Origin of the sequence: Mesorhizobium sp. B1-1-8 (assembly GCF_006442795.2) — a bacterium.
GTDB lineage: Bacteria > Pseudomonadota > Alphaproteobacteria > Rhizobiales > Rhizobiaceae > Mesorhizobium.
In genome coordinates, this window is sequence record NZ_CP083956.1 from 950825 (window position 1) to 965823 (window position 14999).

The window sequence follows — 14999 nt, forward strand, 5'->3', positions numbered from 1 at the left end:
ACTTCTCCGGACCCGCCGCATGCCATTCTCCGTCGCCACCTGGAACATCAACTCCGTGCGCCTGCGCATGCCGATCGTCGAGCGGCTGCTGACAGAATATGCGCCGGACGTGCTCTGCCTGCAGGAAACCAAGGTTCCGGACGAGCTTTTCCCCGAAAAGGCTTTCCGCAAGGCGGGCTACGAACACATCGTCTTCCACGGCCAGAAGGGCTATCACGGCGTCGCCACCGTGGCGCGGCGGCCGATCGCGCTGGTCGAAAAGCGGCGGTTTTGCGAGATCGACGACAGCCGGCATTTGTCGGTCACCGTGCAGGCGGGCGGCAAGTCGATCCTGGTGCACAATTTCTATGTGCCGGCCGGCGGCGACGAGCCGGACCCTGAGATCAACCGCAAGTTCAGGCACAAGCTCGACTTCGTCGCCGAGATGAATGGCGTGCCGGCCAGCCACGACGTCGCGTCGGCCTCGATCCTGGTCGGCGACCTCAACATCGCGCCGCTCGAGCACGATGTCTGGTCGCACAAGCAGTTGCTCAACGTCGTCAGCCACACGCCGGTGGAGACGGAAAATTTCGAGGCGATGCGCAAGGCCGGCGGCTGGGTCGACCTGATGCGGCTCAACGTGCCCGCCGAGCAGAAGCTCTACACCTGGTGGAGCTACCGGGCGAAGGATTGGGAGGCATCGGGCCGCGGACGGCGGCTCGACCATGTCTGGTCGTCGGCCAATCTGGTGCCGAATTTTGCCGGCTATGAAATCCTGCGGGCAGCGCGCGGCTGGGACAAGCCGTCGGACCATGTGCCGGTTATTGCGCGGTTCGACCTGGATTAGCGCCTCGGGACGCCGCTGTTAGGAGGCGCAAGCCCATTTCGTCATCCTAGGGCGGAGCGACGCGTAGCGGAGCGCAGACCCTAGGATCCATGCCGTTACCTATGCCGAAGAATGCAGCGCTGCAGAAAAAGTGCGAGACCAGGTCGTCGGCACTTGAAACACCTTCATTCTGCAACGCTGCGAAGGGGTCAACGTCACGGCATGGATCCTAGGGTCTGCGCTGCGTCGCTTCGCTCCTTGCTCCGCCCTAGGATGACGAATTCGCCGTTGCCGCTCCTAACCACCTTACCCCGTAAAGCGCGGCGCCAGCCCTTCGATACGGGCGATCATCTCCTGGAACTCTTCCAGGATGCGCTGGTGAAGCTGCACCGCCAGCTCCGGATATTCCTCAAGGATGCGTCGAAACATCTTGCGGCTGAGCCTGATCACTTCCGAATCGACCGCGGCCGAGGCGCTGGTCAGGCGGTTGGTGTCGGCGATTAAAGCGAGTTCGCTCAGCATGGCGCCAGGACCGGCCGTGCCGATCGGGACGCGCTTGCCGCCCTGCTCGCGATAGAGCGCGATCAAGCCGCTGACCACGATATAAGCCGAGTCGGCCTCGTCATCCTCGCGGTAGAGCTTGTGATCGGCCTGCAGGAAGGTGTTTTCCGCGCCGAAGGCGAGCAGACGCAGCTGCTCCTGCGTGAAGCCCTGAAAAAGCTTCACGGCGGACAGGATGCGAATGTCGTCATCCAGCGCCATCCTAGCTGTGTCCCCGAGCGGTCAGTCCAGTCCCTCCTTAAGAGCGGCGCGTCCTCCAGAACGCGCGAAAAACGCTCCAACACTTCCCGCCTGCGCATCGTGCGAGGCTTCAGCGAGCCGATCCCACACCCTCCAGCACCAGGATCGTACCCGAAAGCGGTCCCGCCCGACCGCGCTATCCGTTTGTTTCGATGCAATTCCGGACGGAAGGCTACGGCGAAGCCGCCGAGCCTAACCGCCTTTTCCTGGAATTGTTCTTGATCATGAAATGTTTAAGGAACCAGCTTGTAGCCGCCGCTTTCTGTCACGAGAATTTCGGCATTGGAAGGATCGCGCTCGATCTTCTGGCGCAGTCGATAGACATGGGTTTCCAGCGTGTGGGTGGTAACGCCGGAATTATAACCCCACACCTCTTCCAAAAGCACATCGCGCGTCACTACTTTCTGGTCGGCGCGGTAGAGATATTTGATGATAGAGGCTTCCTTTTCGGTCAGCCGCACCTTGGCGCCGCGCGGATCGATCAAAAGCTTCTGGCTGGGCTTGAAGGTGTAGGGGCCGACCGAGAAGGTGGCATCCTCGCTCTGTTCATGCTGGCGCAGCTGGGCGCGGATGCGGGCCAAGAGCACGGCGAAGCGGAACGGCTTGGTGACGTAGTCGTTGGCGCCGGCCTCGAGGCCCAGAATCGTGTCGGAATCGGTGTCGTGCCCGGTCAGCATGATGATCGGCGCCTTGTAGCCGCCCTTGCGCAGGATCTTCACCGCCTCGCGGCCGTCCATGTCGGGCAGGCCGACATCCATGATGAGCAGGTCGACGAGGCCGCTGCGCGCCGCGGCGACGCCTTTTGCGGCGGTGGATTCCTGCTGGACGTCGAATTCCTCGTAGAGAGCCAATTGCTCGACCAGAGTGGCGCGCAGGTCGTCGTCGTCGTCAACGATCAGAATGGTGCGTGATGTCATGGATCAATCCGTTGTTTTAAAAAGAATATTCAGTTGACCTCCCCCCATTTATGCGGAAGCTCACCGGCGCAACAGCCGATCACAGTGATTTGTTCCGTGACACAATCATACAAGAAAAAACGCGCGCGCAATGAGGCGGGTGAATTTTTGACGAAAGGTCTGCGTGTCCTGACTGTGCGCGCGAGGCCCGGCAACCCTGCGCAAGGGTTCCTGCAGGCCGGCAAAACGGTGTTTCCGTGCGCGCTGGGGCGCGGTGGCATCTCAGCCAACAAGCGCGAGGGCGACGGCGCCACGCCGCTTGCCGCAATGCGCATCCTGTCGGGCTATTTCCGGGGCGATCAGTTTCCCGGCGCGCGCAGGACAAGGCTGGCGATGGCGCCGATCGGCCCTGATCTCGGCTGGTGCGAGGTGCCCGAGGACCGCAACTACAATCGGCCGGTAAAAATCCCCTATGGCGCCAGTCACGAGCGGATGCGGCGCGCCGACGACCTCTACGACGTGTGCCTGGTGCTCGACTGGAATATCGCGCCCCGCCGCCGCGGGCGCGGCAGCGCAATCTTCTTCCATCTGGCGCGTCCGGGCTTCACGCCGACGCAAGGCTGCGTGGCGGTGACGGCGCGCACCATGGCAAGGCTGTTGCCGATGCTGTCGCATAGGACGGTGGTGAAGGTGGTGAGGTAGGGGAGTAAGGGAGTAAGGGAGTAGGGGAGTAGGGGAGTGGGGGAGTAAGGGAGTGAAGGGAGTGAAGGGAGTAAGGGAAGCATATTCAGTTGGCTTGCGCGTTTGGCCTGCCTTTTTTCCTACTCCCCTACTCCCCTACTCCCCTACTCCCCTACCGCCTCGGCTGCTGCCAGCCCGAGCCAAGCAGTCCGATCCGGCCAAGCTCCCGGTCCATGGCCTTTGCGATGTCGTGGCGTTCGACGCCGATGTCGCGCAGCTGGCGGTCGGAAAGATCGTCGAGGGATTCGTGGGCAAGCGTGGTGGCAATTCGTGCCTGGCGCAACCAGTCGAATGCCGCGCGCAGCCAGAGCGGGAGGGGCGATTTCGAGGTGGTGTGGCACTTCAGAGCGATCTCAGACATGGCGGTTTCCGGTTCTCCGGATATCAAATCCGGTTTGACAGTGTTTCGACTGCCGCCATCATGCGCGCTTGAAATCCAAACGGGAAACGAGTAGTTCTTTTCCGATCGTCAAGTTTTATTTGGAGATCGAATGTCCCGTCTGCTGCCCGGAACGCGCGCGCTGAGGACGTTCGAGGCAGCGGCCAGGCACCTCAATTTCACCCGCGCCGCCGACGAGCTCGGGCTGACGCCGGCGGCGGTCAGCCACCAGATCAAGGAAATCGAGGATCAGCTCGACCTGGTGCTGTTCACCCGCACCAGCCGCACCATCCGGTTGACGGAAGCGGGGACTGTGCTGCTCGAGGCTTCGGTCGATGCGCTCGACCTGCTCAACCGGGCGGTGTCACGCGCGCGCAAGATGAACCGCGGCAGGTCGCTGCTGAAAGTGACGCTCGACGCGCAGTTCGCGACAAAGTGGCTGATGCGGCGTGTCGACGACTTTCGCAAGCAAAGGCCGGGCATCGAGCTTCGCTTCGACATCACTTACGATGTGCGCGACTTCGAGCTGGACGATGTCGATGTCGGCATCCGTTTCGGCGCCGGCAAATATCCGGGGCTTTGCGCCGATCGGCTGTTCGAAAACATGATCATCCCGGTGTGCAGCCCGGCTTTGCTCGCTTCGGGTCCGCCGCTGAAGGAACCGCGCGATCTTTTCCACCACACGCTCGCCCACATCGAATGGTCACGCCAGGGCGTGACATGGCCGAACTGGCGCATGTGGATGCAGGCGGCCGGCGTCGACGATTTCGATGACAGCCGCACGCTTGTCTTCAGGAACTCGACCGATGCCACGCAGGCGGCGCTCGACGGCAACGCGGTGGCGCTCGCCGATTTCGCCATGGTCGCCAACGACCTTTCGCAGGGCAGGCTGGTGCGGCCCTTCGAGCTTGGCATCAGGGTCGCCTCGGAATTCGCCTATTTCCTGGTCTATCCGCAAGCAGTGAAAGACGACGCACGCATCGTCGCCTTTCGCGAATGGCTGCTCGAAGAGGTGGCGAAGACGCCTACCTGAATGTCAACGCGCCTCAGCCCGCAGATGCCGGCGGGCCGAACCAGCCGATCACGGCGCCGATGATAAGCAGCACGCCCAGCCAATGGCCGGCATCGATGAGCGTCAGGTCCCAGCCGAAGCCTTCATAGCGGTGGTTGACCGAGAGCGTGGTGGCGACAAAGCCCAGCCAGAGCACGAAGCCGAAGATCAGCCCGGCGGGCAGGCTCGGCTCACCGGCTGTTATGGCGCCGATCACCAGGGTCATGACCAGCGCCATGATCAATTCGGCAATGAAGCTGACGATGAATGGAACGGGCGAGCGTTTCATGGTTGCCGGGTCGAGCTTCGCGGCCTTCAGCCAGGGCTTGCTCAAGCCCATGTACCACGCGGCGCCGAACAGCCACGCCACGACGGCGGCAACGATCACCGCCAGCCAGTTCACCGTTGAAAAATCCATGAATGCCCCCACCGGTCGATGTGCGATGGAATCCCTGTTCGGCGGCCGCGTCAAGCCGGCGCATCGGAAGCCCATCGCCAGACGGTGGTGCGCTTGACCTCGGCATCCTCCAGCACGCGCGTCACCGGCACCTGATAGACGGCGAGCGCCTGCAATCCCTTCTTCGGCAGATAGGCGCGGCCGGGATCGCCGACGAGGATGTCGGCGCCTCGCGCCTTCAGGCTGGTGAACCATGGCATCAGCCGGCCGGCCAACGGCTTGTCGTAGAAGACGTCGCCGGCGAGCACGACGTCCCAGCCGCCATCCGCATCGATGCAGTCTGCATCCAGGAAATCGGCGTTGACGCCATTGGCTTCCAGGTTGAGCGTGATCACCGTTTCGCAAAAGGGGTCGATATCGGCGGCGATCACTTCCGCCGCGCCGGCCTTCACGGCGGCTATCGCGACCATGCCGGAGCCAGAGGCGAAGTCGAGCACGGTTTTTCCGCGCACTATCGCCGGGTGGTCGAGCACATAGCGGGCAAGGCCCTGTCCGCCGGCCCAGGCAAAAGCCCAGAAGGGCGGCGGCAGGCCGATCTCGGCCAGCTCCGCCTCGGTGCGCAGCCACAAATCATGCGCCTCGTCGGCAAGATGCAGCAGCACTTCAGGCACATGCGGCGGCGCCATCAGCGCCGTGTTGTCGAGGATGAATTTCTTCGCGTTTTTCGGCGTCAGCCTGGTCACGGGGCCGGGTCGAGGCCGCCCATGCGGCAAACCTCTTTCCATTCGGCCGGCGTCACCGGCTGCACGGAAAGCCGGCCGAGCCGCACCAGCGCCATGTCGGCCAGCTTCGGATTGGCCTTGACCTCTTCCAGCGTCGGCGGGTTCGGCACGTCCCTGACGGCGCGGATGTCGACGCATTCCCAGCGCGGATCGTCGGTTGTGGTGTCGGGATGGGCGAGCGCGCAGACCTCGGCGATACCGACGATGTCGAGCCCTTCATTGGAATGGTAAAAGAAGCCGAGATCGCCGATCCGCATCGCCTTCATGTTGTTGCGGGCGGCGTAATTGCGCACGCCGTCCCACTGCGTGCCGGCCTTGCCTTTCGCCTTCAGCGCCTCGAAGGAGAAGACCGAGGGTTCGGACTTGAACAGCCAGTAGTTCATTCGCTTGCTCCTCCTGCGGCTCGCGCCTGCGAATTAACTAGCCGCCGGCTTGTTGAAAATCCAGTTCCACGGGCGGATTTCGACGCTCTCGAACAGGCCGGCCTCGGCGTAGGGATCCGCCGCCGACAGGGCCTGCGCGGCGGCCATGTCCGGCGCCTCGATCACTGCCAGCGTGCCGTTCGGCTTGCCGTCGGCGTCGAGGAGCGGGCCGGCGAAGGCCAGCCTGCCTTCGCCGATCAGGCCTTCCAGGAAGGCGACATGGGCGGGCCGCGTGTCGAGACGCAGCTGCAGGCTGCCGGGCTTGTCCTTGCAAATCAACGCAAACAGCATGTCAAAACTCCGATGGGTCAGATGTCGGTTTCGGTCTTGAGCGGCCGTGTCATCAGCGCCGTCACCGCCTGGCCGATGGTCACCTTGCCGTCGAGGATGGCGGCGACGGCCGAAATGATCGGCGCCTCGATGCCGCGCTCGGCAGCGATTCGGGCGGCGATCGCGGCCGTCGGCACGCCTTCCGCCAGCGGCAGGCCGGCAAGCGGCTTGCCCTGACCGAGCGCCAGGCCATAGGCGAAATTGCGCGACTGCGCTGACGAACAGGTGAGCAAAAGGTCGCCGAGGCCGGAAAGCCCCATCAGCGTCTCCGGCCTGGCGCCGAAGGCGGCGCCGAGACGGCGCAGCTCGACGAAGCCGCGCGTCACCATGGCGGCCTGGGCGCTGGCGCCGAGCCCGGCGCCGGTGACGGCCCCGGCGGCGATGGCAAAGACGTTCTTCAGCGCGCCGCCGATCTCGACGCCGACGAGGTCGTCGCTGGAGTAGCAGCGCAGGTTTTCGGCCGAAAAACGGGCGGCAAGCTCGGCCGCTAATTCTCCGTTCCGGGCAGCGACGACGACGGCCGTCGGCAGGCCGCGCGCCACATCCGTCGCAAAGCTCGGACCGGAAAGCGCTGCCACCGGATTGTCCGGCAGGCCTTCCTCGACAATCGAGGACAGCAGGAAGCCGGTGTCGCGCTCGATGCCCTTGGCGCAGAGAACCACCGGTACCCCTTGAGGGACATGGCCGCGAGCGACATCCAGAACCGCGCGCAAGGATTGCGCCGGCGTCACCGCCAGCACGCAGTCGACCCTGTCGAGGGCGGCGGCGATATCGCTTGTGGCAAAGACGCCGGATGTGATGGTGATGCCGGGCAGATAGCGCGTATTTTCGCCCCGGCCGATGGCGGCGACCGTTTCTTCATCGCGCGCATAAAGCTGGACGTCGTGGCCAGCCCGCAGCATGGCCAGCGCCAGCGCCGTGCCCCAGGCGCCGCCGCCCAGCACGGCGACGCGCCAGCCGTTTGTGGGGCTCCTGCCGCTCTCGATCATGCCTTGGCACCGCGCCGGCCCGAGCCGACCATAGGGGCGGAAACACTGTCCAGCGGCCAGCGCGAACGCGGCACGAAACTGTCGGCATTCTCGCCGGCCATGCCGGCGCGCAGCCGCTCGATGCCGGCCCAGGCGATCATCGCCGCATTGTCGGTGCAGAGCTTTTGCGGCGGCGCGACAAAGTCGAAGCCGGCCTCGGTGCAGAGGCCTTCGAGCGTCGCCTTGACCGTCCGGTTGGCGGCAACGCCGCCGGCGACCACCAAGGCGGGCTTCGCCTTGTCGGGGAATTCCCGACGAAAGCGCGCGAGCGCCCGCGCAACGCGGTCGCCCAGCGCATCCGCCACCGCCGCCTGGAAGGAGGCGCAGATGTCGGCGACATCCTGGTCGCTCAAAGGGGCGATCGCCGTTGCCGCCTGGCGCACCGCCGTCTTCAGGCCGGAAAAGGAGAAGTCGGGCTGCGCCGAGCCTTTCATCGGGCGCGGGAAGGCAAAGCGGCTGGCATCGCCGGAGGCGGCGGCCTTCTCGACATTCGGGCCGCCGGGATAGGGCAGGCCGAGCATCTTGGCCGTCTTGTCGAAGGCTTCGCCCAGCGCATCGTCGATGGTCGTCGCCCAGCGCTGGTAGTCGCCGACGCCGCGCACGGCGACGATCTGGGTGTGGCCGCCGGAGACCAGCAGCAGCAGGTAGGGGAAGTCGAGCCCGTTGGTGAGCCGCGCCGTCAGCGCATGGCCTTCGAGGTGGTTGATAGCAATCAGCGGCTTGTTCGCGGCGGAAGCGATCGCTTTGGCCGTCATCAGGCCGACGATCAGCCCGCCGACGAGGCCCGGGCCGGCCGTCGCGGCAATCGCGTCGACCTCGTCCAGCGAGACGGCGGAATCGGCAAGGGCTGCCTCGATAATGCCATCGAGCGCCTCGACATGGGCGCGGGCGGCGATCTCGGGCACGACACCGCCGAAAGCGGCGTGTTCCTCGATCTGGCTGAGCACGACGTTCGACAGGATTTCAGGCGCGGAACCACCGTCCAGCGCCACCACACTGGCTGCCGTCTCGTCGCAACTCGTCTCGATGCCCAGAACGCGGATCAATTCGTCACGGTCCTCAAAGATTGTGCAGCAGGGCTTTCCCCATTAGGAAAAGGTCAAGCAAAGCCTCACCTTCCGGGGGTTATCACGGACCGCGCGTCATGCAAACAACCTTGAAAATCGGAACACGCGGCAGCCCGCTGGCGCTTGCCCAGGCGCATGAGACGCGGGCGCGGCTGACGAAGGCGCACGGCCTTCTTGAACAGGCGTTCGAAGTGGTCGTCATCTCGACCAGCGGCGACCGCATCCAGGATCGGCCGCTGTCGGAAGCCGGCGGCAAGGGGCTGTTCACCAAGGAGATCGAGGAAGCGCTGCTCGATGGCCGCATCGACATTGCGGTGCATTCCTCGAAGGACATGCCGACGGTGCTGCCCGATGGGCTGGAGCTTTCCGCCTTCCTGCCGCGCGAGGATGCGCGTGACGCCTTCATCGGCAAGGCGGCAAAGCGGATTGCGGACCTGCCGCACGGCGCCAAGGTCGGCTCGTCGTCGCTCAGGCGCCAGGCGCTGATCCGGCGGCTGCGGCCGGATCTCGACGTGGTGATGTTTCGCGGCAATGTGCAGACCAGGCTGCGCAAGCTGGACGAAGGCATCGCCGATGGCACCATCCTTGCATATGCCGGGCTGAAGCGGCTCGGGCTTGAAAACGTCATCACCGACCTGATGCCGCTGGAGACGTTTCCGCCGGCGCCGGGCCAGGGCGCGATCGGCATCGAAACCCGCATCGGCGATCGCGCCGTCGAGGCCATGCTGGCCGCCATCCACGACGTGCCGACCGGCCAGGCGCTGGCCTGCGAACGCGCGTTTCTGGCTGCGCTCGACGGCTCCTGCCGCACGCCGATCGCCGGCCATGCGACGATCTCTGGCGAAAACCTGTCCTTCGCCGGGCTGATCATCTCGCCTGATGGCACGCAGTCGCACGAGGTCAGGCTGGAAGGCCGGGCGGCGGATGCGGCTGACATAGGCGCGGAGGCAGCGCGGGCGGTACGGGCCAAGGCCGGTCCGACATTCTTCGACGGCTGGGCCTGACATGGTCCGCGTCCTGGTGACGAGGCCGGAACCGGGCGCTTCCAAAACTGCGCGGCGGCTCGAAGAACAAGGCTTTCAGCCGATCGTGCTGCCGCTGACCGCAACGAAGGCTTTGCAAGTCGAGGCAAAGGTCGTCGGCAATGCCGTCGCGGTCGCCGTCACCAGCGCCAATGCAGTGCGCCACGCGCCGAAGGATCTCATCGCGGCGCTGGCCGGCTTGCCTTGCCATGCCGTCGGAAAAAGAACGGCGGAAGCCTGCCGTGCGGTCGGATTTTCCACAGTCAGCGAGGGTCCGGGCGATGCCGAGGCATTGGCCGAGATGCTTGCCGCCGATCTTGCGGGGCAGGCGATCGCCTATCTCTGCGGCCGGGTGCGGTTTCCGGCCTTCGAAGAGAGGCTCGCGGCGGCCGGCGTGCGGGTCCATGCCATCGAGACCTATGACACCGTTCAACTGGATTATCCCGACGCTGAAATCCTCGCCTTGCTGTCCGGCGAACCCGTCGAGGCGGTGCTGCTCTATTCGGCCAATGCCGCAACCGCGATTGCTTCGCTGGCCGGCCGGCCGGGCTTGCACAGCCTGTTCGCAAAAACCGTGTTTTTCGCGCTGTCAGGCCGTGTCGCCAAGGCGCTGCAGGGGATCGGCAACGAGCGGATCCGGATCGCGCCGCGACCCGACGAGGACGCGCTGCTCAAGCTTTTGCCGCCGCCGGGCTGAGGCGCGTCATCACACCGCCCCTTTTCACCGCTTGGTGATGTGCTAGAGCATCCCCTGGACCCTTCGAACCATCCTCAAGCCAATTCGCGGAGCCCAAGCATGGTCAAGACGCCCAAGATGCGGCATTCGAAGAGCCGCCGCGACCCGGTGACGATCGAACTCGATCCTGGCGCCGTCTCGCGAATCACCGACGAGGACGCTGCCCGGACCGAAGCCGATACGACGCCGACGGACGAGGCGAAGGCCGAAGAAGCGGCCACCGCATCGCAGCCGGAAGCTGCAGAGCCTCCGGACGAGCCGATGCATGCGGAGCAGACCGATATCGAGCCGTGGGAACACACGGACGCGGCGCAGGCAAAGAGCGACGAGCCAGACGCCAAGGCCGAGGCGGAACCGCCCTATCCCGGCGGTTCTGAAACTCCGTCGGACGTTCCAAAGAACCAAACCAAAGGCTTCGACTATAATTTCGAGGACGCGACGGCAGCCGGGGCGGGCGCCAGTGCGTCGGCGCCAAAGGCAGGCGAAGGGGACGATCGCATGGCGACATCCAACAGGCGTGCAGGCGTCAACGCGCTTGCCGCCGGCGTCGTCGGCGGCGTGATCGCGCTGGCCGCGGCCGGTCTTCTGCAGTCAGTCGGACTGCTCGGCGCGCCGAGCTCGGGCGGGGCCTCGCTCGACGGCGTCAATAGCGAGATCGCCGCGCTGAAGGGGCAGATCGCAGCGCTGAAGGAACCCGGCGACAGCGGCGCTGCGGCCAAGGTCGACAGCCTGTCGTCGGCGCTGAACCAGGTGAGGTCCGATGTCGCGGCGCTGAAGTCGTCGGCCGGGCAGGGCGGCGACAATGCCGCGCTGAAGGCGCTTACCGACAAGGTCGGCCAGATCGAGACGGCTGTCGCCGACCTGCAAAAGGCCGGCGGAACGGCCCCCGTCGATCTCGGTCCGCTCAACGAGAAGCTCGCCGGGCTGGACGCGCTGGTGAAATCGGCCGGCGACGCGGCGAAGGCCGAGGACGGCCGCATCGCGGCGCTGGAGCAGTCGGTGTCGCAGCTTTCCGGCAAGGTCGAGGCGCAGGCCTCGCAGCCGAAGATCGCACTTGCCATCGCCGCCTCGGCGCTCAAGGCGGCGCTCGACCGCGGCGCGCCGTTCGCGACCGAACTCGACACTTTCGCGGCGATCGCGCCGGACGCGCCCGAAATCGCGGCCCTGCGCTCCTATGCCGAGAAAGGCGTGCCGACCCGCGCCACGCTCGCTTCGGAAGTCGATGCGGCGGCCAACGCGATGGTCGAGGCGGCGACGCCGGTCGACCAGAATGCCGGCTTCTTCCAGAGCCTGATGTCGAGCGCGCAATCGCTGGTCAAGGTCAGGCCGGTCGGCGCCGTCGAAGGCAGGGGCGCGCCGGAAACCGTCGCGCGCCTGGAAGTGGCGGTCAACCAGGGCGACTACGCCAAGGCGCTCAGCGAATACGATACGCTGCCCGACGCGGCGAAGGCGGCGGGCGCCGAGTTTGCCGGGAAACTAAAGGCGCGGCTGGAGGTGGAAAAGCAGCTCGACGCGCTGATCGCCGGCGCGGTGAAGGCGTGAGGACCAGCAGATGATCCGCATTCTCGTCTTCCTCGCCGTCGTCTTCGCGCTCGGCCTCGGCTTCGCCTGGCTGGCCGACCGTCCCGGCGAAATGATGGTCACCTTCAACGGATACCAGTATCAGGTCAGCCTGATGGTGGCGGCGGTGGCGATCGTTGCCGTGGTCGCTGCGGTGATGATCCTGTGGTGGCTGCTGAAGTCGCTGTGGAACAGCCCCTATACGATCTCGCGCTATTTCCGCGTGCGCCGCCGCGACCGTGGCTACCAGGCGCTGTCGACCGGCATGATCGCTGCCGGTGCCGGCGACGGCGCGCTGGCGCGCAAGAAGACCAGGGAAGCCGCCAAGCTGATCAACTCCGACCAGGAGCCGCTGATCAACCTGCTCGACGCGCAGGCTTCGCTGCTCGAAGGCGACCATGAGGGCGCGCGCGAGAAGTTCGAGCGCATGCTTGATGACCCGGAAATGCGGCTGCTCGGGCTGCGCGGGCTCTATCTCGAAGCCGAGCGCCTGGGCGACCGCAACGCGGCGCGCCACTATGCCGGCCGTGCCGCGGCGGCCGCGCCGCAGCTCGCCTGGGCGGCGGAATCGACGCTGGAAGAGCTCACCGAACGCGGCGACTGGGACGGCGCGCTGAAGCTGGTCGAAGCACAGAAATCGACCAGGCAGATCGAGCGCGATGCGGCCAACCGCCGCCGCGCCGTGCTGCTCACCGCCAAGGCGCAGGCGCTGGTCGGCAGCGACCCGAACGCAGCCAGGACAGCCGCCGTCGAGGCCAACAGGCTGGCGCCCGATTTCGCGCCGGCCGCGGTGATCGCGGCGGATCTGCTGTTCAAGCAAAACGATGTGCGCAAGGGCTCGAAAATCCTCGAAGCCGCCTGGCGGGCCGAGCCGCATCCGGAGATCGCCGAGCTCTACACCCATGCCAGGCCGGGCGATGCGGTGCTCGATCGGCTGAACCGGGCGAAGAAGCTGCAGGAGATGAAGAAGAACCACGCCGAATCGTCGATGGCCGTGGCGCGCGCTGCGCTCGACGCGCAGGATTTCGCCACCGCGCGGCGTGAGGCGGAAGCCGCGATCCGCATGGATCGCCGCGAGAGCGCCTATCTGCTTCTGGCCGATATCGAGGAGGCCGAAAGCGGCGACCAGGGCAAGGTGCGGCAGCTGCTGTCGAAAGCCGTGCGCGCGCCGCGCGACCCGGCCTGGGTCGCCGACGGCGTCGTTTCCGAGCGCTGGTCGCCGGTGTCGCCAGTCACCGGCAGGCTCGATGCCTTCACCTGGCGCGCGCCGATGGAGCGGCTTGGGCAATTGATCGATAGCCATGAGGATGTCGCGGTTCCCGCCATTACGGCCGCCTCGCCCGCCGTGCCTGCCGAGGAAAAGGCGATCGCCGTGGTTTCAGACGCTGCGGTCGAAAAACAGGGCGATGCAGCCGATACGGCCGCGAATGGCAGTCAGAGGGACATCGCCGCGGAAAGCGCCGCCGACGTCGAGACGATCGAACAGACGCCTGAGCCGCCGCGCTTGCCGGACGATCCGGGTGTCGCTCCGGAAGACGAGGCGGAAAAATCGTCGCGTCGGTTTCGTTTGTTTTGAAGTCCGGCCTTCGGCCAGCGGGGAATGATCAAGATGTTCGAACGCGTGTTGTCCTTCCTGAGGGATCTGCCGGCCGGCGGAACCAAGTCCAACGCGGACGACCCACGCGTCGCGGCTTCAGCGCTGCTCTACCATGTGATGAGCGCCGACGGCGTGCGCCAGGATGTCGAGTGGGAGCGTTTCAAGAAAATCCTCGCCGAGAGCTATTCCATTAGCGGCCGCGAACTCGACGCGCTGGCCGCCGCCGGCGAACGCGCCGACAATGAGGCGATCGATCTCTACGCCTTTACCAGCGTGCTCAAGCGGCATCTCGATGCCGAGGCGCGCAAGGCCTTCATCGGCCTGATGTGGCAGATCGTCTATGCCGACGGCGAATTGCACGAGCTCGAGGACAACACGGTCTGGCGCGTCGCCGAACTGATCGGCGTCGAGCGCCGCGACCGTGTCGAGGCGCGCCGCGAGGCGGCGGCCGAGGCGCCCGGCGCGCACGGCACGTCGAGCGACGAATAGGATTTTCGCCTGACCATGCCACCCAGGCCGAGACCAAAAATCCTGATCGTGCTGCACCAGGAGACTTCGAGCCCCGGCCGCGTCGGCCATATGCTTTTGGAAGAGGGCTTCGACCTCGACATAAGGCGGCCGCCGCTCGGCGACGCCCTGCCGGAAACGCTGGATGGACACGCCGGCGCCGTCATGTTCGGCGGGCCGATGAGCGCCAACGATAACGAAGATTTCGTCCGCGGCGAGACCGAGTGGCTGGCAGTGCCGCTCAAGGAGAACCGGCCGTTCCTTGGCATCTGCCTCGGCGCGCAGATGCTCGTCAACCATCTCGGCGGCAAGGTCGAGGGCCACGGCGAAGGGCTGGTCGAGATCGGCTGGTATCCGCTCAAGGCGACGGAAGCCGGCAAGAAGCTGCTGCACTGGCCCGAGATGGTCTACCAGTTCCACCGCGAAGGCTTCTCGCTGCCCAGGGACGCGACGCTGCTGGCGACGGCCGAGACCTACCCCAACCAGGCGTTCCGTTATGGCGACAATGCCTGGGGCATCCAGTTCCACGGCGAATTGACCCGGGTGATGATGCAGCGCTGGGTGGTGCGCGGCGCGCATCGCTTCGAATTGCCGGGCGCCCAGCCCGGCCGCGACCATCTCGGCGGCCGGCTGATCTGGGACATGCATTTGAAGCGCTGGCTGCACGAATTTTTGGCGCTGATCTTCGGCAAGCCGGCTGTGGGGTAGAGCAAAAGCAGATTGCTCTGAATGGCCGAGCTAGCCCCGAAGACGACTTACGCCTGGCGAGGCGTGGACGTCCGCGCCTGATCCCGGTAATTGCGCTGACCACGTCCGCGTTGCGCGAGGTGCCATCGTTTGTTCCTTGGCTGCTTTGCGCAAGCGGACCTCCCGATCTG

The 14999-nt window shown here is 65.7% G+C and carries 18 protein-coding genes; 9 read left to right on the plus strand and 9 right to left on the minus strand.

The window, feature by feature from the left end; genetic code table 11:
- The first annotated feature begins 19 nt into the window (after positions 1-19).
- Complete coding sequence (locus FJ974_RS04615; protein ID WP_140539164.1) at positions 20-826, plus strand: exodeoxyribonuclease III; 807 nt, start codon at positions 20-22, stop codon at positions 824-826.
- Positions 827-1111: 285 nt separating this feature from the next.
- Here the strand turns inward: FJ974_RS04615 and FJ974_RS04620 are convergent, their stop codons facing one another.
- Positions 1112-1567, minus strand: a complete 456-nt coding sequence (locus FJ974_RS04620; protein ID WP_140539165.1) for a cyclic nucleotide-binding domain-containing protein — start codon at positions 1565-1567, stop codon at positions 1112-1114.
- Between the two features lie 272 nt (positions 1568-1839).
- Positions 1840-2523, minus strand: a complete 684-nt coding sequence (locus FJ974_RS04625) for a response regulator transcription factor (RefSeq protein ID WP_140539166.1) — start codon at positions 2521-2523, stop codon at positions 1840-1842.
- 147 nt (positions 2524-2670) lie between these two features.
- Between FJ974_RS04625 and FJ974_RS04630 the strand changes: the two genes are divergently transcribed.
- On the plus strand, positions 2671-3204 hold the full coding sequence (locus tag FJ974_RS04630) for a L,D-transpeptidase family protein (protein ID WP_226891474.1): 534 nt from the start codon (positions 2671-2673) through the stop codon (positions 3202-3204).
- Between the two features lie 151 nt (positions 3205-3355).
- Here the strand turns inward: FJ974_RS04630 and FJ974_RS04635 are convergent, their stop codons facing one another.
- Positions 3356-3604: a DUF1127 domain-containing protein gene (locus FJ974_RS04635; RefSeq protein WP_140536391.1), complete on the minus strand. Its 249-nt coding sequence runs from the start codon at positions 3602-3604 to the stop codon at positions 3356-3358.
- Between the two features lie 130 nt (positions 3605-3734).
- Here FJ974_RS04635 and gcvA point away from each other — a divergent pair, with 130 nt between their 5' ends.
- Positions 3735-4655, plus strand: a complete 921-nt coding sequence (gcvA, locus tag FJ974_RS04640) for a transcriptional regulator GcvA (RefSeq protein ID WP_140536394.1) — start codon at positions 3735-3737, stop codon at positions 4653-4655.
- Positions 4656-4668: 13 nt separating this feature from the next.
- Here gcvA and FJ974_RS04645 read toward each other — a convergent pair whose 3' ends face one another.
- From FJ974_RS04645 to tsaD, 6 genes are read right to left on the minus strand one after another with little or no spacing between them, the layout of a single operon-like run.
- Entirely contained in the window at positions 4669-5091 is a 423-nt protein-coding gene (locus FJ974_RS04645) for a DUF1761 domain-containing protein (protein ID WP_140536397.1), read from the minus strand.
- A 50-nt stretch (positions 5092-5141) separates the two neighbouring features.
- Positions 5142-5855, minus strand: a complete 714-nt coding sequence (locus FJ974_RS04650) for a class I SAM-dependent methyltransferase (protein WP_181177222.1) — start codon at positions 5853-5855, stop codon at positions 5142-5144.
- On the minus strand, positions 5810-6235 hold the full coding sequence (locus FJ974_RS04655) for an EVE domain-containing protein (protein ID WP_140536402.1): 426 nt from the start codon (positions 6233-6235) through the stop codon (positions 5810-5812). The genes FJ974_RS04650 and FJ974_RS04655 overlap by 46 nt, the downstream gene beginning before the upstream one ends.
- Positions 6236-6268: 33 nt before the next feature.
- Positions 6269-6565 (minus strand): YciI-like protein, encoded by a 297-nt coding sequence (locus tag FJ974_RS04660; protein ID WP_140536405.1) that lies wholly within the window; start codon positions 6563-6565, stop codon positions 6269-6271.
- A 17-nt stretch (positions 6566-6582) separates the two neighbouring features.
- Entirely contained in the window at positions 6583-7593 is a 1011-nt protein-coding gene (locus FJ974_RS04665; RefSeq protein WP_140536408.1) for an NAD(P)H-dependent glycerol-3-phosphate dehydrogenase, read from the minus strand.
- Complete coding sequence (tsaD, locus tag FJ974_RS04670; RefSeq protein WP_181177225.1) at positions 7590-8675, minus strand: tRNA (adenosine(37)-N6)-threonylcarbamoyltransferase complex transferase subunit TsaD; 1086 nt, start codon at positions 8673-8675, stop codon at positions 7590-7592. The genes FJ974_RS04665 and tsaD overlap by 4 nt, the downstream gene beginning before the upstream one ends.
- A 101-nt stretch (positions 8676-8776) precedes the next feature.
- On the opposite strand from tsaD, the gene hemC reads away from it, so the two are divergent.
- The 6 genes from hemC (at position 8777) to FJ974_RS04700 (ending at position 14829) form a co-directional block, all read left to right on the plus strand.
- The gene (gene hemC, locus FJ974_RS04675) at positions 8777-9703 is read left to right on the plus strand and encodes a hydroxymethylbilane synthase (protein ID WP_140536414.1); all 927 of its coding nucleotides are present in this window, start codon (positions 8777-8779) and stop codon (positions 9701-9703) included.
- A gap of 1 nt (position 9704) precedes the next feature.
- Positions 9705-10418 (plus strand): uroporphyrinogen-III synthase, encoded by a 714-nt coding sequence (locus FJ974_RS04680; protein ID WP_140536417.1) that lies wholly within the window; start codon positions 9705-9707, stop codon positions 10416-10418.
- A gap of 99 nt (positions 10419-10517) precedes the next feature.
- Positions 10518-11999: a COG4223 family protein gene (locus FJ974_RS04685; protein WP_140536420.1), complete on the plus strand. Its 1482-nt coding sequence runs from the start codon at positions 10518-10520 to the stop codon at positions 11997-11999.
- A 10-nt stretch (positions 12000-12009) separates the two neighbouring features.
- Positions 12010-13593, plus strand: a complete 1584-nt coding sequence (locus tag FJ974_RS04690; RefSeq protein ID WP_140536422.1) for a heme biosynthesis protein HemY — start codon at positions 12010-12012, stop codon at positions 13591-13593.
- 33 nt (positions 13594-13626) lie between these two features.
- Positions 13627-14103 carry a TerB family tellurite resistance protein gene (locus tag FJ974_RS04695; RefSeq protein ID WP_140536425.1) on the plus strand — a complete coding sequence of 159 codons (477 nt, stop codon included), beginning with the start codon at positions 13627-13629 and terminating at the stop codon, positions 14101-14103.
- Positions 14104-14118: 15 nt separating this feature from the next.
- Positions 14119-14829 carry a glutamine amidotransferase gene (locus FJ974_RS04700; RefSeq protein WP_140536428.1) on the plus strand — a complete coding sequence of 237 codons (711 nt, stop codon included), beginning with the start codon at positions 14119-14121 and terminating at the stop codon, positions 14827-14829.
- Positions 14830-14999 lie beyond the last annotated feature (170 nt).

What these genes read in the sequence shown, in the direction of transcription:
- FJ974_RS04625 (WP_140539166.1), bottom strand. Translation starts at nt 2,523, where the DNA reads ATGACATCACGCACCATTCTGATCGTTGACGACGACGACGACCTGCGC.
- FJ974_RS04690 (WP_140536422.1), top strand. Translation starts at nt 12,010, where the DNA reads ATGATCCGCATTCTCGTCTTCCTCGCCGTCGTCTTCGCGCTCGGCCTC.
- FJ974_RS04655 (WP_140536402.1), bottom strand. Translation starts at nt 6,235, where the DNA reads ATGAACTACTGGCTGTTCAAGTCCGAACCCTCGGTCTTCTCCTTCGAG.
- FJ974_RS04700 (WP_140536428.1), top strand. Translation starts at nt 14,119, where the DNA reads ATGCCACCCAGGCCGAGACCAAAAATCCTGATCGTGCTGCACCAGGAG.
- FJ974_RS04695 (WP_140536425.1), top strand. Translation starts at nt 13,627, where the DNA reads ATGTTCGAACGCGTGTTGTCCTTCCTGAGGGATCTGCCGGCCGGCGGA.
- FJ974_RS04645 (WP_140536397.1), bottom strand. Translation starts at nt 5,091, where the DNA reads ATGGATTTTTCAACGGTGAACTGGCTGGCGGTGATCGTTGCCGCCGTC.
- FJ974_RS04650 (WP_181177222.1), bottom strand. Translation starts at nt 5,855, where the DNA reads ATGGAAAGAGGTTTGCCGCATGGGCGGCCTCGACCCGGCCCCGTGACC.
- gcvA (WP_140536394.1), top strand. Translation starts at nt 3,735, where the DNA reads ATGTCCCGTCTGCTGCCCGGAACGCGCGCGCTGAGGACGTTCGAGGCA.
- FJ974_RS04660 (WP_140536405.1), bottom strand. Translation starts at nt 6,565, where the DNA reads ATGCTGTTTGCGTTGATTTGCAAGGACAAGCCCGGCAGCCTGCAGCTG.
- FJ974_RS04685 (WP_140536420.1), top strand. Translation starts at nt 10,518, where the DNA reads ATGGTCAAGACGCCCAAGATGCGGCATTCGAAGAGCCGCCGCGACCCG.
- FJ974_RS04680 (WP_140536417.1), top strand. Translation starts at nt 9,705, where the DNA reads ATGGTCCGCGTCCTGGTGACGAGGCCGGAACCGGGCGCTTCCAAAACT.
- FJ974_RS04635 (WP_140536391.1), bottom strand. Translation starts at nt 3,604, where the DNA reads ATGTCTGAGATCGCTCTGAAGTGCCACACCACCTCGAAATCGCCCCTC.
- hemC (WP_140536414.1), top strand. Translation starts at nt 8,777, where the DNA reads ATGCAAACAACCTTGAAAATCGGAACACGCGGCAGCCCGCTGGCGCTT.
- FJ974_RS04665 (WP_140536408.1), bottom strand. Translation starts at nt 7,593, where the DNA reads ATGATCGAGAGCGGCAGGAGCCCCACAAACGGCTGGCGCGTCGCCGTG.
- FJ974_RS04615 (WP_140539164.1), top strand. Translation starts at nt 20, where the DNA reads ATGCCATTCTCCGTCGCCACCTGGAACATCAACTCCGTGCGCCTGCGC.
- FJ974_RS04620 (WP_140539165.1), bottom strand. Translation starts at nt 1,567, where the DNA reads ATGGCGCTGGATGACGACATTCGCATCCTGTCCGCCGTGAAGCTTTTT.